The sequence below is a fragment of the Agromyces sp. NPDC055661 genome, from assembly GCF_053618135.1.
The window spans coordinates 46,044-60,436 of the sequence record NZ_JBSHHC010000001.1 but is presented as its reverse complement, the minus strand read 5'-3'; the positions used below and the strand labels follow the sequence as shown (position 1 = coordinate 60,436).

The 14,393-nt window shown below is 72.2% G+C and carries 14 protein-coding genes; 12 read left to right on the top strand and 2 right to left on the bottom strand.

All coding sequences use genetic code 11. The annotated features are described in order from the left end of the window. The first annotated feature begins 83 nt into the window (after window positions 1–83). From ACWGO8_RS00265 to dapF, 7 genes are all read left to right on the top strand, one after another. Window positions 84–392, top strand: coding sequence for a helix-turn-helix domain-containing protein (locus ACWGO8_RS00265; protein ID WP_452041180.1), 309 nt, complete (start codon window positions 84–86; stop codon window positions 390–392). Window positions 393–498: 106 nt separating this feature from the next. Further along, on the top strand, window positions 499–726 hold the full coding sequence (locus tag ACWGO8_RS00260; RefSeq protein WP_452041179.1) for a DUF3046 domain-containing protein: 228 nt from the start codon (window positions 499–501) through the stop codon (window positions 724–726). A gap of 309 nt (window positions 727–1,035) precedes the next feature. After that, window positions 1,036–2,106: a recombinase RecA gene (gene recA / locus ACWGO8_RS00255; protein WP_376956864.1), complete on the top strand. Its 1,071-nt coding sequence runs from the start codon at window positions 1,036–1,038 to the stop codon at window positions 2,104–2,106. 47 nt (window positions 2,107–2,153) lie between these two features. Beyond that, a complete protein-coding gene (locus ACWGO8_RS00250) occupies window positions 2,154–2,945 on the top strand; it encodes a regulatory protein RecX (protein ID WP_452041178.1) in 792 nt (263 codons plus the stop codon). A 12-nt stretch (window positions 2,946–2,957) separates the two neighbouring features. Then, window positions 2,958–4,553 (top strand): tRNA (N6-isopentenyl adenosine(37)-C2)-methylthiotransferase MiaB, encoded by a 1,596-nt coding sequence (miaB, locus tag ACWGO8_RS00245; protein ID WP_452041177.1) that lies wholly within the window; start codon window positions 2,958–2,960, stop codon window positions 4,551–4,553. Between the two features lies 1 nt (window position 4,554). Beyond that, on the top strand, window positions 4,555–5,475 hold the full coding sequence (gene miaA / locus ACWGO8_RS00240) for a tRNA (adenosine(37)-N6)-dimethylallyltransferase MiaA (RefSeq protein WP_452041176.1): 921 nt from the start codon (window positions 4,555–4,557) through the stop codon (window positions 5,473–5,475). Window positions 5,476–5,479: 4 nt separating this feature from the next. Continuing rightward, entirely contained in the window at window positions 5,480–6,361 is an 882-nt protein-coding gene (gene dapF / locus ACWGO8_RS00235; RefSeq protein ID WP_376956857.1) for a diaminopimelate epimerase, read from the top strand. Window positions 6,362–6,369: 8 nt separating this feature from the next. Here dapF and ACWGO8_RS00230 read toward each other — a convergent pair whose 3' ends face one another. Next, window positions 6,370–6,981 carry a class I SAM-dependent methyltransferase gene (locus ACWGO8_RS00230; protein ID WP_452041175.1) on the bottom strand — a complete coding sequence of 204 codons (612 nt, stop codon included), beginning with the start codon at window positions 6,979–6,981 and terminating at the stop codon, window positions 6,370–6,372. A gap of 51 nt (window positions 6,982–7,032) precedes the next feature. Between ACWGO8_RS00230 and hflX the strand changes: the two genes are divergently transcribed. The 4 genes from hflX (at window position 7,033) to ACWGO8_RS00210 (ending at window position 13,064) form a co-directional block, all read left to right on the top strand. After that, window positions 7,033–8,562, top strand: a complete 1,530-nt coding sequence (hflX, locus tag ACWGO8_RS00225) for a GTPase HflX (RefSeq protein ID WP_452041174.1) — start codon at window positions 7,033–7,035, stop codon at window positions 8,560–8,562. Between the two features lie 271 nt (window positions 8,563–8,833). Beyond that, the gene (locus tag ACWGO8_RS00220) at window positions 8,834–9,829 is read left to right on the top strand and encodes a methylenetetrahydrofolate reductase (RefSeq protein ID WP_452041173.1); all 996 of its coding nucleotides are present in this window, start codon (window positions 8,834–8,836) and stop codon (window positions 9,827–9,829) included. Further along, window positions 9,826–12,171 carry a 5-methyltetrahydropteroyltriglutamate--homocysteine S-methyltransferase gene (gene metE / locus ACWGO8_RS00215; RefSeq protein ID WP_452041172.1) on the top strand — a complete coding sequence of 782 codons (2,346 nt, stop codon included), beginning with the start codon at window positions 9,826–9,828 and terminating at the stop codon, window positions 12,169–12,171. Before ACWGO8_RS00220 ends, metE begins: the two co-directional genes overlap by 4 nt. Window positions 12,172–12,305: 134 nt before the next feature. Then, window positions 12,306–13,064, top strand: coding sequence for an alpha/beta fold hydrolase (locus ACWGO8_RS00210; protein ID WP_452041171.1), 759 nt, complete (start codon window positions 12,306–12,308; stop codon window positions 13,062–13,064). On the opposite strand, the gene lexA is transcribed toward ACWGO8_RS00210, so the two are convergent. After that, window positions 13,061–13,738, bottom strand: a complete 678-nt coding sequence (lexA, locus tag ACWGO8_RS00205; protein WP_376957558.1) for a transcriptional repressor LexA — start codon at window positions 13,736–13,738, stop codon at window positions 13,061–13,063. The genes ACWGO8_RS00210 and lexA overlap by 4 nt on opposite strands. Before the next feature lie 267 nt (window positions 13,739–14,005). Between lexA and ACWGO8_RS00200 the strand changes: the two genes are divergently transcribed. Then, complete coding sequence (locus ACWGO8_RS00200; RefSeq protein WP_452041170.1) at window positions 14,006–14,374, top strand: LysM peptidoglycan-binding domain-containing protein; 369 nt, start codon at window positions 14,006–14,008, stop codon at window positions 14,372–14,374. The last annotated feature ends 19 nt before the right edge of the window (window positions 14,375–14,393 follow it).

Here is a 14,393-nt window from a genome sequence, read left to right as displayed (position 1 = left end):
TTAGAGGGTACGGAGAGTCAGTGTAAACTGACGCTCCCGTTCCGGCTCCGGCGGAGTCGCAGGGCAGAGAGAAGGAGGTTCCGATGGTTCTGGTTCGACAAGAGATCGGCGACGTGCTGAGGGACTTCCGTCTGCAGAAGGGGCGCACGCTCCGGCAGGTCGCGTCGAAGGCGAGCGTCGCGCTGGGCTACCTGAGCGAGGTCGAGCGAGGCCAGAAGGAGGCCTCGTCCGAGATCCTCGCGTCGGTCGCCGAGGCGCTCGACACCCCCATCTCCGTCATCATGCACGAGGTCGGCGACCGCATCGCGGTCATCGAGGGTCTGGCCACGGTGCCCGACAGCCTCCCCGACGAGCTCGTGGCGGAGTTCGATGCGGACATGATGGTCCGCTGATCACGCACGTTCCAACCCGATCGGCCGGTCTTCGGACCGGCCGATCGCGTGTCCGGGCCATGCAGCCCCGTGTCCACATGCTCCGATCCCGCAGAGGAGGGGTCCGATGAAGCTCAGCGAGTTCCAGAACGCCGTCGACGACGAGTTCGGCCCCGCCTACGGCAACGTCGTCGTCAACGACGTCGTGCTCTCGGGCGTCGGCGACCGCACCGCACGCGAGGCGCTCGCTGCCGGCGTGCCCGCCCGCGACGTCTGGCTCGCCCTCTGCGAGGCGACGGATGTCCCGCCCTCACGCCGGCACGGCGTCGGCCTCCGCGAGCCCGCGGAGGGCTGATCACCGTCGCCGAGGCGGTGCGCTGACTCCTTCGCGCCGTCGCTCCGGCGCGCCCGAAGACGTGTTCGACACGCGGGCGCGGCTTCGAACATCCGTTCGGATGCTCGGCTAGGCTCGTCCTCGACAGCAGGAGGAACGACGCGTCTCTCCACACCCGGCTCCTCGGAGCTCCGGATGTCGGTGGGCGGCCATACGGTCGAAGCGTCGGAACACACCGCAAACGCCTTGTCGCGAGACGCCGCGGGTCACGGCCCGCAACGTGGAACGACAGCCTAGAGGCAGCCGCATCGAGCACGAGGGAGCCAGCACATGCCATCACCTGTAGACCGCGAGAAAGCACTCGAGACCGCACTCGCCCAGATCGACCGCCAGTTCGGCAAGGGTTCGGTCATGCGCCTCGGCAGCGAGGAGCGCGCTCCCGTCGAGGTCATCCCCACCGGATCGATCGCGCTCGACGTGGCGCTCGGCGTCGGGGGCCTTCCCCGGGGCCGCATCATCGAGATCTACGGCCCCGAGTCCTCGGGCAAGACCACGCTCACGCTGCACGCAATCGCCAACGCCCAGCGCGCCGGCGGCATCGCGGCGTTCGTCGACGCCGAGCACGCGCTCGACCCCGACTACGCGAAGAAGCTCGGCGTCGACATCGACTCGCTCCTCGTCTCCCAGCCCGACACGGGCGAGCAGGCACTCGAGATCGCCGACATGCTCGTGCGGTCCGGTTCGATCGACCTCATCGTCATCGACTCGGTGGCGGCGCTGGTGCCGCGCGCCGAGATCGAGGGCGAGATGGGCGACTCCCACGTGGGCCTCCAGGCGCGACTCATGTCGCAGGCGCTCCGCAAGCTCACCGGTGGGCTCAACCAGACGAACACCACCATGATCTTCATCAACCAGCTCCGCGAGAAGATCGGCGTGTTCTTCGGCAGCCCCGAGACCACGGCCGGAGGCAAGGCGCTGAAGTTCTACGCCTCGGTGCGCCTCGACATCCGCCGCATCGAGACCCTGAAAGACGGCACCGAGGCCGTGGGCAACCGCACTCGCGTCAAGGTCGTCAAGAACAAGATGGCGCCGCCCTTCAAGCAGGCCGAGTTCGACATCCTCTACGGCGTCGGCATCTCGCGCGAGGGCAGCCTCATCGACTACGGCGTCGACCAGGGCATCGTGAAGAAGTCGGGCGCCTGGTACACCTACGACGGCGACCAGCTCGGGCAGGGCAAGGAGAACGCGCGCAACTTCCTCCTGCAGAATCCCGACATCGCCGCCGACATCGAGAAGAAGATCCTCGTGAAGCTCGGCATCGGCCAGCCGGCCGGCGGCGCGCAGGCCGCGCCGTCCAACGTCGAGTCCATCGAGAGCAAGCTCGGGCGCAAGGGCGCCTGAGCGACCATCGCACACGCTGTGCAGCCGAGACCGGGGAGGGGAACCAGATGAGCGACGCATCCGAGCATCTCGCCCCGGTCTCGTACCTGCCGTGGGCGAAGCCGGGCGAGGTCGACGCCGAGCGGTGGGCGAAGCCCGACGAGGTCCCGGCCGAGCCGTGGATCGCTGGGCTGAACGACTCCGCCGGGCAGGACGAAGAGCCCGACGACGTCGATGCCGAGGTCGACGGGAAGCGCCCCGCCGACGGGCACGAGGGCGGTGAGCGCGGGCGATCCGATCGCCGCGATCGGGCGCGATCCGATGATCGGCGTGCCGCCTCCCGCCGGGCGCGGTTCACCGTCGTCGACGACGAGCCCGACGAGACGGGGCCCGAACGCGACGAGCGCATCGACCGCCTGGTCGTGTCGCGCCTGCGCCGGTCCGCGCTGTCGGTCGCCGAGGTCCGGGCGGTGCTCGCCGAGCACGGGCTCGACGACGTCGAGATCGAGGAGTGGATCGAGCGCTACGAGCGGCTCGGCTACCTCGACGACGCCCGGCTCGCCGAGCAGCTCGTCCACGTCAACGGCACGCGTCGCGGGCGGGGGAGCGGCGCCATCCTGCAGGAGCTCACTCGGCGCGGGGTCGACGGGGCGGCGGCCAGGGCCGCGGTCGACGAGCTCGATCCCGACATGGAGCGGCGCAACGCCTACGCCATGGCCGAGCGCCGGGCACGCCAGCTGGCCGGGCTCGACCGGCAGACGGCCGAGCGGCGGCTGTCGGCGTTCCTGCAGCGGCGCGGGTACCCGGGCGACCTGGTGCGCGAGGTGGTGACGGCGGCGCTGTCCGCCGCGGGCTCGTAGACTGGTGCGATCATGAGCACCCTTCACCAGGCCCCGACCGTCGAGGCCGTCGAACCGGCCGCGGCGCCGCGCACCTACGAGGTCCGCACCTTCGGCTGCCAGATGAACGTGCACGACTCCGAGCGCCTGAGCGGATCCCTCGAGGCCGCCGGGTACGTCCCCGCCGACGGTGCGGAGCCCGACGTCGTCGTCATCAACACGTGCGCCGTCCGCGAGAACGCCGACAACAAGCTCTACGGCAACCTCGGCCATCTCGCCGGCGTCAAACGCCGCCACGCCGGCATGCAGATCGCCGTCGGCGGCTGCCTCGCCCAGAAGGACAAGAACGTCATCCTCGAGAAGGCGCCCTGGGTCGACGTCGTGTTCGGCACCCACAACATGGGGTCGCTCCCGAGCCTGCTCGAGCGGGCGCGCCACAACGACGAGGCGCAGCTCGAGATCCTCGACGCGCTCGAGGTCTTCCCGTCGACGCTGCCGACGAAGCGCGACTCGACCTACAGCGGCTGGGTGTCGATCTCGGTCGGCTGCAACAATACCTGCACCTTCTGCATCGTGCCCGCGCTGCGCGGCAAGGAGAAGGACCGCCGGCCCGGCGAGATCCTCGCCGAGATCCAGGCGCTCGTCGACGACGGTGCCGTCGAGGTCACCCTCCTCGGGCAGAACGTGAACTCCTACGGCGTCGAGTTCGGCGACCGGCAGGCGTTCGGCAAGCTGCTCCGCGCCGCCGGGCAGATCGAGGGCCTCGAGCGCATCCGCTTCACGAGCCCGCACCCCGCGGCCTTCACCGACGACGTCATCGACGCGATGGCCGAGACGCCCTCGGTCATGCCGCAGCTGCACATGCCGCTGCAGTCGGGCTCCGACCGCATCCTCAAGGCGATGCGCCGGTCCTACCGCTCCGAGAAGTTCCTCGGCATCCTCGACCGGGTGCGCGCGAAGATCCCGAACGCGGCGATCTCGACCGACATCATCGTGGGCTTCCCCGGGGAGACCGAGGAGGACTTCCAGGAGACCCTCCGCGTCGTCGAGGCGGCACGCTTCGCGTCCGCGTTCACCTTCCAGTACTCCATCCGCCCCGGCACGCCCGCGGCGACCATGGACGAGCAGGTGCCGAAGGAGGTCGTGCAGGAGCGTTACGAGCGCCTCATCGCCCTCCAGGAACGCATCTCGTGGGAGGAGAACCAGCGGCTCGTCGGCCGGGCCGTCGAGGTGCTCGTCTCCACGGGCGACGGCAAGAAGGACGCTGAGACGCACCGCCTGAGCGGCCGCGCGGAAGACAGCCGCCTCGTGCACTTCGAGGTCCCGCCGGGCTCCGAGCTGCCGCGCCCGGGCGACGTCGTCTCGGTCACGATCACGCAGGCGGCGCCGTTCCACCTGCTCGCCGACTCGCTCGACGACGCGCCGCTGCGCGTCCGCCGCACCCGCGCGGGCGATGCGTGGGACCGCGCCGAGGCCGAGAGCTGCGGCGTGCCGGCGGCCCCCGGGGCATCCGGCGCCGGCAGGGTCTCGCTCGGGCTGCCCGTGCTGCGCGCCCGCGGCACCGAGCCGCTCGTCGCGCCCGGCGTCGGGACCATGCCGATCTACGACCCCACCGACGCCCAGCGCTGACGTGACCCTCATCGCGATCGTCGGCGCCACCGGCACCGGCAAGTCCGACTTCGCGCTCGACCTCGCCGAGGCGTTCGGACGCGTCGGCCGGGTCGCCGAGGTCGTGAACGCCGACGCGATGCAGCTCTACCGCGGCATGGACATCGGCACGGCCAAGCTGCCGCCCGAGGCGCGCCGCGGGGTGCCCCACCACCTGCTCGACGTGCTCGACGTCGCGCAGGAGGCATCCGTCGCCGCCTACCAGCCCGACGCCCGCGCCGTGATCGACGAGATCGTCGCGCGCGACGGCGTCGCCCTGCTCGTCGGCGGGTCGGGTCTCTACGTGTCCTCCGTCATCCACGACTTCCGGTTCCCGGGCACGGATGCCGCGATCCGCGCGCGGCTCGAGGCCGAGCTCGTCGCGCTGGGCCCCGGCCTCCTGCATGCGCGACTGCGCGACATCGACCCCGAGACCGCCGCGAGTGTCGACCCGCAGAACGGACGGCGCATCGTGCGCGCGCTCGAGGTCATCGAGCTCACGGGGGAGCCCAAGGCCGCGCGCCTGCCCGACGAGCCGGTGCCGTGGCGCGAGCACCGCATCGTCCATCTCCGCAGCGACCGCGCGCGCCTCGTCGAGCGCCTCGACGCCCGCGTCGAGCGCATGTGGCGCGACGGGCTCGTCGGCGAGGTGGAGGCGCTCGTGCCGCAGGGCCTCGAGCGCGGCGTCACGGCCCGCAAGGCGATCGGCTACGCCCAGGCGCTCGCCGAGCTGCACGGGCGGATGTCGCGCGACGACGCCGTCGCCGAGACGCAGCAGCTCACCCGCACGTACGCCCGACGGCAGGTCGGCTGGTTCCGCCGCTACGCCGACGCCACCACGATCGACGCCGACGACGCGGTCGATCGGGGCGCCGAGCTGGCCCGCCAGGCGGCCCTAGACTGATCGAATGTCCTTCGATCTGCGATTCACCAAGGGGCAGGGCACCGGCAACGACTTCGTGCTCTTCAGCGACCCCGAGGGTGACACCGAGCTCACGCCCACGCAGATCGCCGCGATCTGCGACCGACGGTTCGGCGTCGGCGCCGACGGAGTCATCCGCGCCGTGCGATCGAGCAACCTCGACGACGGCGCCGCGGCCCTCGCCGCAGATCCCCATGCCGTCTGGTTCATGGACTACTGGAACGCCGACGGCAGCGTCTCCGAGATGTGCGGCAACGGCATCCGGGTCTTCACGAGCTACCTGCTCGACCAGGGCCTCGCCGAGCTGCCGGCCGGCGGGTCGATCGCGATCGGCACGCGCGCGGGCGTCCGCACCGTGAGCCGCACGGCGACCGGGTTCCAGGCCGACCTCGGCCCGTGGCGCCTCGCCGGCGGCGAGCCGCTCGTGCGGGCGAAGGAGCTGCCCGTCGCACGCCCCGGCCTCGGCATCGACGTCGGCAACCCGCACGTCGTCGTGGCCCTCGCCGACGACGACGAGCTCGACACGGTCGACCTGAACTACCAGCCGCTCATCGACCCCGTTCCCGACGCGGGCGCGAACATCGAGTTCGTCGTTCCGGCGGAGCCGCTCGTCGAGGACGGCATCGGCCGCATCCGCATGCGCGTGCACGAGCGCGGCTCGGGCGAGACGCTCTCGTGCGGCACGGGCGCCGTGGCATCCGCCCTCGCCGTTCGGCACTGGGCGGGCGAGGGCGCGCCGAACGACTGGCGCGTGCACGTGCCGGGCGGGGTGCTCGGCGTGCGGATGTTCCAGGCACACGACGGCGAGCACGTGGCCCTCGCCGGGCCGGCCGAGCTCGTCTTCGACGGGGTCCTCAGCCTCGGCTGACCAGCGGCTCAGTCGCCGGCCGCGTGCCGCACCTCCAGCACGCGGAACCCCTTCGAGTTCGCCGCCCGCTCGACGTCGAACCCGAGGTCCGTGCCGATCCAGCGCTGCAGCGACTCGGCGCCGAGGTGCTTCGCGACCACGAGCCACGCCGCCGCGTCGGGCTCGAGGCGCGGCAGCCACCGGCCGAGCATCGCGTGCAGCTCGGCCTTGCCCACGCGGATCGGCGGATTCGACACGATCTGCGCGAATCGCACCTCGGCGGGAACATCGTCGGGCACCACGGCGTTGACATTCGATATGGAGAGCCGCTGACAGTTCCGCCGCACGAGGTCGAGCGCACGTTCGTTGACGTCGACCGCCCAGACCGTGGCATCCGGCGACTGCAGCGCGAGGCTCACTGCGATCGGTCCCCATCCGGCGCCGAGGTCGAGCAGGTGGCCCGCAGCGGGCGGCTCGGGCATGGTATCGAGCAGCACCCGCGTCCCCTGGTCGAGGTGCTCGGGGCTGAAGACGCCGGCAGACGTCACGAGCTCGAGCTCGCGCCCGGCCAGCCGCGCACGGATGGTGCGGACGGTGGAGTCGCTCCGAGGGGCAGGGGAGAAGTAGTGGTCGGAGCCCATGCAAGCAAGCTATCGCACGACAGCAGGACCGAGAGAAGTAGGGTGGATTCGATGAACGAACCAGAGCGAAGCACCGCCGACGACGCCGTCGAGCGCGTGCTGCGCAGCGCGGAGACCCGCGCGGGCGTGGCGCGATTCGGCGCCGCCGAGGCGTCGGCGATCCAGCGGGACTGGTCGGATGCCGCGGGCGCCGACACGGCGGACGGCGACCAGTACGACCGCGAGGAGCGCGCGGCGCTCCGTCGCGTCAGCGGGCTCTCCACCGAGCTCGAGGACGTCACCGAGGTCGAGTACCGGCAGCTGCGACTCGAGAACGTCGTGCTCATCGGCGTGTACTCCCAGGGATCGCAGGAGGACGCCGAGAACTCGCTCCGCGAGCTGGCGGCCCTCGCCGAGACCGCGGGCGCCCGCGTGCTCGACGGGCTGCTCCAGCGTCGTCCGCACCCCGACCCCAGCACGTACCTCGGCAGCGGCAAGGCGGAGGAGCTCCGGCACGTGGTGGCGGCGCTCGGCGCCGACACCGTGATCGCCGACACCGAGCTCGCGCCGAGCCAGCGGCGTGCGCTGGAGGACGTCGTGAAGGTGAAGGTCATCGACCGCACCGCGACGATCCTCGACATCTTCAGCCAGCACGCGAAGAGCCGCGAGGGCAAGGCCCAGGTCGAACTCGCGCAGCTCGAGTACCTCCTCCCGCGCCTGCGCGGCTGGGGTGAGTCGATGTCGCGGCAGGCCGGTGGCCAGGTCGGCGGCGCGGGTGCGGGCATGGGCTCCCGTGGCCCGGGTGAGACGAAGATCGAGCTCGATCGCCGTCGCATCCACTCGCGCATGGCGAAGCTGCGCCGGCAGATCGCGGGCATGAAGCCCGCGCGCGAGGCGAAGCGGGCCAACCGCCGCCGCAACGCGGTGCCGTCGGTCGCGATCGCCGGGTACACGAACGCCGGCAAGTCGAGCCTGCTCAACCGCATCACCGGCGCGGGCGTGCTCGTCGAGAACGCCCTGTTCGCCACCCTCGACGCCACCGTGCGCCGCAACACCACGGCCGACGGCCGCGTGTACACGATCGCCGACACCGTCGGATTCGTGCGGAACCTGCCGCACCAGCTCGTCGAGGCGTTCCGCTCGACGCTCGAGGAGGTCGGCGACGCCGACCTGATCGTGCACGTGGTCGACGCCGCGCACCCCGACCCCGCCGGCCAGATCGCGACCGTGCGCGACGTCATCGGCGAGGTGGGCGCGCGCGACGTGCCCGAGCTCGTGGTGTTCAACAAGGCCGACCTCGTGTCGCCCGAGGACCGCCTCGTGCTGCGCGGCCTCGAGCCGAACGCCGTGTTCGCCTCGGCCCGCACGGGCGAGGGCGTCGCCGACGTGCTCGAGGCGATCGGGCGCATGCTGCCCGACCCCGCCGTGGAGGTCGACCTCCTCGTGCCGTACGACCGCGGCGACGTGGTCTCCACGCTGCACGAGACGGGCCGCGTCCTCTCGGTGGAGTACGTCGAGGACGGCACCCGCATCCGTGCGCTCGCGTCGCCCGAGCAGGCCGCGCAGCTCGCGGAGTTCGACGCGGCATCCGTGCCCGCCTGACGAGCGGGCGAAACGCTCGACACGATCGGCGCACCCGACCCAGGGTGTGCCGATCGTCCCGTTTCAGGGCGTCACGTCACGTCATAGTGCTCATTTCCGCGGAACGCAGGCGTATCGTCGCTGGTGATCGTCGGTGCACGGCCGGATGCCGGGCACCAGGAGCGACCGCCGAGCCCGGCACCCGCCCGCGACACCCACCCGCCGAGTCCGGCCGGGGGACGCGGCCTGCCGTGCCTTCCCCGACGACCCGGCCCCGCCCCGCAGGAGCACCATGGCAGAGACCGGACAGGACGCCGGAGGCGCCGACTGTCGGCCCCGCCCGCCGGTCTCGTTCGAGCTGTTCCCGCCGCGATCGGATGCCGCGGCGCTCGCGCTCGGGCGCACGATCGACCGCCTCGCCGAGGCTGATCCCGCCTTCATCTCGGTGACCTTCGGCGCCGGCGGCTCGTCGCGCGAGCGCTCGCTCACCGTGCTCCGCTACATGCTCGAGAACACCGACGTGGAGCCGATGGCGCACCTCACGTGCGTGGGCTCCTCGCACGCCGAGGCGAACCGCTTGGTGCGACAGTTCCTCGACGCCGGCATCACGAGCTTCCTCGCGCTCCGGGGCGACCCGCCCGTGGGCGCCCATCCCGACGCGGGGATCGGCGACCTCGACAGCGCCGCCGAGCTCGTGCAGCTCATCCACCGCGTGCAGGAGGAGCGGGAGCCGTTCGCGCAGGTCGGCATCCCCGGGCTGCCCGGCGTCACGCAGATCCGCGAGCGTCCGCGGCCCGAGCGCGTCGCCGTCGCGGCGTTCCCCACGGGGCATCCGCGCTCGCGGGGCCCCGCGCAGGACGTGGACACCCTGCTCGCGAAGGAGATCGCCGGGGCCAACCTGGCGATCACGCAGCTCTTCTGGCACGCCGACGACTACTTCGGGTTCGTCGAGCGCGCCCGCGCGGGCGGGGTCACCATCCCGATCCTGCCGGGCATCATGCCCGTCACCACGCCCGCCCGGCTCGCGCGGCTCACCGAGCTCACCGGCGTCGAGCCGCCCGCGTCGCTCGCGATCGACCTCGAGATCGAGCCCGACCCGGCCGCGCAGACCGAGATCGGCATCGACTACGCGACCCGGCTCGCCGCCGCGGTGCTGGACGGCGACGACGCGCCCGGCCTGCACCTCTACACCTTCAACCGCCACGAAGCCGTGCTCGACGTCGTCGACCGCCTCGGCCTCGGCCCCCACGACCGACTCGTCAACGAGAGGAACACCACAGAACGATGACCGCACACGCCTTCCCCACCGGCACGATCCTGGGCTACCCGCGCATCGGCCGCCGTCGCGAGCTCAAGAAGGCCGTCGAGGCTTTCTGGTCCGGCGCGATCGACGCCGCCGAGCTCGAAGCCGCCGCGGCCGAGCTCCGGGCCGCGACCCGGGAGCGCCTCGCGTCGCTCGGCCTCGGGCGCGACGACTCGTCGATCCCCGAGTCCTTCTCGTACTACGACCAGGTGCTCGACGCCGCGATCGCCGTCGGCGCCGTCCCCGAGCGCTTCCGCCGCCTGCAGGACGAGGCCGGCCGGGTCGACCTCGCCGGGTACTTCACCATCGCCCGCGGCGAGGGCGAGGACGCCCCGCTCGAGATGACGAAGTGGTTCGACTCGAACTACCACTACCTCGTCCCCGAGATCGGCCCCGACACCGCCTTCGCGCTGCACGCCGACCGCGTCCTCGCGGAGTTCGCCGAGGCGAAGGCGGCCGGATTCCTGACCCGCCCGGTCATCGTCGGCCCGGTCACCCTCCTCCTCCTCGCCAAGGCCGCCGACGGCGCGCCCGAGGGCTTCCGTCCGCTCGACCGTCTCGACGACCTCGTGCCCGTCTACGCCGGGCTCCTCGCCGAGCTCGCCGCGGCGGGTGCCGGCTGGGTGCAGCTCGACGAGCCGGCGCTCGTGAGCGAGAGCATCGACGAGCCCCGCGAGCGGGTGCTCGACGCGATCGGCCGTGCCTACGACGTCCTCGGCTCGGCCGAGGACCGTCCCGCGATCTTCGTGGCCGCGCCCTACGGCGCGCTCGGCGACGCGCTGCCCGCGCTGGCCGCGGCCCCCGTCGAGGCGATCTCGCTCGACCTCGTGCGCGGTGCCGCGCCCGAGCAGCTCGACCCGGCGACCGAGGAGTCGCTCGCCGCGAAGACGCTCGTCGCGGGCGTCGTCGACGGCCACAACATCTGGCGCGGCGACCTCGCGCACGCGTTCGAGCGCGCCGACGCGCTGCGCTCGTTCTCGGGCGACGTCGCCGTCTCGACCTCCACGTCGCTGCTGCACGTGCCGCACGACGTCGACGACGAGACGCTGCTCGACCCGCGCCTGGTCAGCTGGCTCGCGTTCGCCGACCAGAAGGTCGCGCAGGTCGCGGCGCTCGCGCGCGGCCTCGCCGAGGGACGCGACGCGATCGCGGACGAGCTCGACGCGGCATCCGCCGCGCTGGCCGACCGCGCCGGCGCGCCCGGCGTACGCGTGCCCGCCGTGCGCCACCGTCTCGACGCGCTCGTCGACCGCGACTTCACGCGGGCGGCGTACGACGAGCGGGTCGCGGCGCAGGAGGCGCTCGACCTGCCCGAGCTGCCGACCACGACGATCGGCTCGTTCCCGCAGACGCCCGAGATCCGCCGCGCGCGTGCGCGCCTGGTGAAGGGCGAGCTGTCGGATGCCGAGTACCGCGCGCTCATGCGCGAGGAGATCGAGCGCGTCATCCGCCTGCAGGAGGACCTCGGCCTCGACGTGCTCGTGCACGGCGAGCCCGAGCGCAACGACATGGTGCAGTACTTCGCCGAGCTGCTCGACGGCTTCGCGGTGACGCAGCACGGCTGGGTGCAGTCGTACGGCTCGCGCTGCACGCGCCCGTCGATCCTCTGGGGCGACGTCTCACGCCCCGCGCCGATGACGATCGAGTGGTCGACCTGGGCGCAGTCGCTCACCGAGAAGCCCGTCAAGGGCATGCTCACGGGCCCGGTCACGATCCTCGCGTGGTCGTTCGTGCGCGACGACCAGCCGCTCGGCGACACCGCGCGACAGGTCGCGCTCGCGCTGCGCGACGAGATCGGCGACCTCGAGCAGGCCGGCATCCGCGTCATCCAGGTCGACGAGCCCGCGCTGCGCGAGCTCCTGCCGCTGAAGCGAGCCGACCAGCCGGCGTACCTCGACTGGTCGGTCGGCTCGTTCCGGCTCGCCACGGGCGGTGCCGCGTCGGCGACGCAGGTGCACACGCACCTCTGCTACTCGGAGTTCGGCGTGGTGATCGACGCGATCCGCAACCTCGACGCCGACGTCACCTCGATCGAGGCCGCACGCAGCCGCATGGAGGTCGTCGACGACCTGTCGACGAGCGGCTTCGACCACGGCATCGGGCCGGGCGTCTACGACATCCATTCGCCGCGCGTGCCGAGCGCCGCCGAGGTGCAGGCGCTCCTCGAGCGGGCCGTCGCCGAGATCCCGGCGTCGAAGCTGTGGGTCAACCCCGACTGCGGCCTGAAGACGCGCGGCTACGACGAGACCGTCGCCTCGCTCGAGCACATCATCGAGGCGACGCGTGCCGTGCGCGCCGAGCTCTCGGAGCCCGTGCTGGCCGAGTAGTCCGCAACGACGAGGGGGCGGATGCCGCGGGCTCGCGGCATCCGCCCTCGTCGTCGCCTGCGCATGGACCTGCATGTGGCAACCCCTCGGCTGCCGTCGGGCGATCGCACAGGTGGATCGCGTACGGTCGGCCCATGCGTCTCGCGGTGAACGAATCCGGCAGCGGTTCGAAGACGGCCGTGCTCATCCACGGCATCATGTCGGATTCGCGAGCCTGGCACCGCGTGACCGCCGAGCTCCGCGAGCACGGGTTCCGCGTGCTCGCCGTCGACCTGGCCGGGCACGGACGCAGCCCGCGCGCCCGCCGGTACTCGCCCGCCGCCTGGGCGGACGACGTCGTCGAGACCCTCGCGCCGCTCATCGACGGGCCGCCCGACGTGGTCATGGGCCACTCGCTCGGGGGCCTCGTGGCCAGCCTCGTCGCCGACCGCATGGCGCCGCGGGCCGCGATCTACATCGACCCGGCGTTCTCGTTCCCGACCGGCATCCGCGGCTGGGCGTTCAAGGCGTTCTTCGCGGTCGCGCCGCGACCGAAGCGCTCGGCGCTCGTGCGGATGAACCCGAAGTGGAGCGCGGCCGACGTCGACATCGAGCTCGCGACGCTGCGGGACTGGGACCGCCGCACGATCCTCGGCTTCGCCGACACACGTCCGCTCGTGCCGCCGGCCCGGCTCGTCGCGCCCAGCCTCGTCGTGCTCGCCGAGAAGAGCCTGCTCATCACGGAGCGCGTCGCGGCGCAGCTGCGCCGCCAGGGCATGACGGTCGAGACCGTCGAGGGAACGGGCCACACCGTGTTCCGCGACGACCACGCCCGCTTCATGGACACGGTCGTCGACTGGCTCCGCGGGGTCGCGAAGGCGCAGCCCCAGGCGGCCTTGGCAGTCGCCGCCTAGACGGCGCGGAGGACCGCCACGACCTTGCCGAGCACCTCGGCGTGGTCGCCGAGGATCGGCTCGAACGCGCTGTTGCGGGGGAGCAGCCACGTGTGGCCGTCGCGCTGGCGGAACACCTTGACCGTGGCCTCGCCGTCGAGCATGGCCGCGACGATCTCGCCGTTCTCGGCGGTGCGCTGGGAGCGCACGACGACCCAGTCGCCGTCGCAGATGGCCGCGTCGATCATCGAGTCGCCGACGACCTTGAGGATGAACAGCTCGCCCTTGCCGACGAGCTGGCGGGGGAGCGGGAAGACCTCGTCGATCTGCTGCTCGGCCGTGATGGGGATGCCGGCGGCGATGCGACCCACGAGCGGGACCATCGCGGCGTCGCCGACGGGCACCGGCTCGCCGGCGGAGGGCGCGCGATCGGCGGAGCCGGGCAGCTCGATGAGCACCTCGAGGGCGCGGGGCCGGTTGGGGTCGCGGCGCAGGTAGCCGGCCAGCTCGAGCTGGTTGAGCTGGTGCGTCACGCTCGAGAGGGACGAGAGGCCGACCGCGTCGCCGATCTCGCGCATGCTCGGCGGGTAGCCGCGACTCGACACCGAGCGCTGGATGGCCTCGAGGATGGCGACCTGCTTGGCGCTGAGGCTCTTGCGGCGGCGCGCCCGGCCCTGCTCCCGCACGTCGTCGATGTCGGTGCTCACGGTCTCCGCCCCTCGTTTCGGCCCTTCGCGACCGGATGTCGGTGGTCTCTGATCGACTGTGGTCGAACATTCGAAACTGTATCCGGCTGATGTCGGTGCGGCAAACATTCGTTCGAGTGTGTCGCGGAATCCGCGGGCACATTCCAGCGGATCGGATGCTTGCAGCTTCGAACATTCGAAGATATATTCGGAACAGAGCTTCGCATCCGGCCCTCCCGGCCGAGGGCCGGGTGCGACTCGTCCAGGAGGTGTGAGATGAGCGCAGCGATCGTACCGACCCGCACCATGACGGTGGAGTCCGCACCGCGCACCGCGACTCGGCTCCGGCTGACGCGGCGCGGGCGCATCGTCTTCACCGCGCTCGCCTCGCTGCCGCTCGTGGTCTGGGCGCTCGTCACCGTCCTCGGTTCGGGCGGCGCCGCGGCCCAGGGCGGTTCGTCGGCGCCCGCCTCCTCGTTCGAGTACGTCACCATCGGCCAGGGCGACTCGCTCTGGGCCATCGCCGAGTCGCTCGCGCCCGACGGCGACCCGCGCGTCCTGATCGACGAGATCATCCGCCTCAACGGTCTCGACGACGCCGTGGTCGAGCCCGGACAGCGGCTCGCGCTCCCCGTCGTCCCATGACGTCACGGCCGCGGGGCGC

Coding starts and splice junctions, on each gene's coding strand:
- ACWGO8_RS00250 (WP_452041178.1), top strand. CDS start 2,154: ATGAGCGACGCATCCGAGCATCTCGCCCCGGTCTCGTACCTGCCGTGG.
- ACWGO8_RS00220 (WP_452041173.1), top strand. CDS start 8,834: ATGGCAGAGACCGGACAGGACGCCGGAGGCGCCGACTGTCGGCCCCGC.
- hflX (WP_452041174.1), top strand. CDS start 7,033: ATGAACGAACCAGAGCGAAGCACCGCCGACGACGCCGTCGAGCGCGTG.
- ACWGO8_RS00210 (WP_452041171.1), top strand. CDS start 12,306: ATGCGTCTCGCGGTGAACGAATCCGGCAGCGGTTCGAAGACGGCCGTG.
- dapF (WP_376956857.1), top strand. CDS start 5,480: ATGTCCTTCGATCTGCGATTCACCAAGGGGCAGGGCACCGGCAACGAC.
- ACWGO8_RS00200 (WP_452041170.1), top strand. CDS start 14,006: ATGAGCGCAGCGATCGTACCGACCCGCACCATGACGGTGGAGTCCGCA.
- ACWGO8_RS00230 (WP_452041175.1), bottom strand. CDS start 6,981: ATGGGCTCCGACCACTACTTCTCCCCTGCCCCTCGGAGCGACTCCACC.
- ACWGO8_RS00260 (WP_452041179.1), top strand. CDS start 499: ATGAAGCTCAGCGAGTTCCAGAACGCCGTCGACGACGAGTTCGGCCCC.
- metE (WP_452041172.1), top strand. CDS start 9,826: ATGACCGCACACGCCTTCCCCACCGGCACGATCCTGGGCTACCCGCGC.
- ACWGO8_RS00265 (WP_452041180.1), top strand. CDS start 84: ATGGTTCTGGTTCGACAAGAGATCGGCGACGTGCTGAGGGACTTCCGT.
- miaB (WP_452041177.1), top strand. CDS start 2,958: ATGAGCACCCTTCACCAGGCCCCGACCGTCGAGGCCGTCGAACCGGCC.
- recA (WP_376956864.1), top strand. CDS start 1,036: ATGCCATCACCTGTAGACCGCGAGAAAGCACTCGAGACCGCACTCGCC.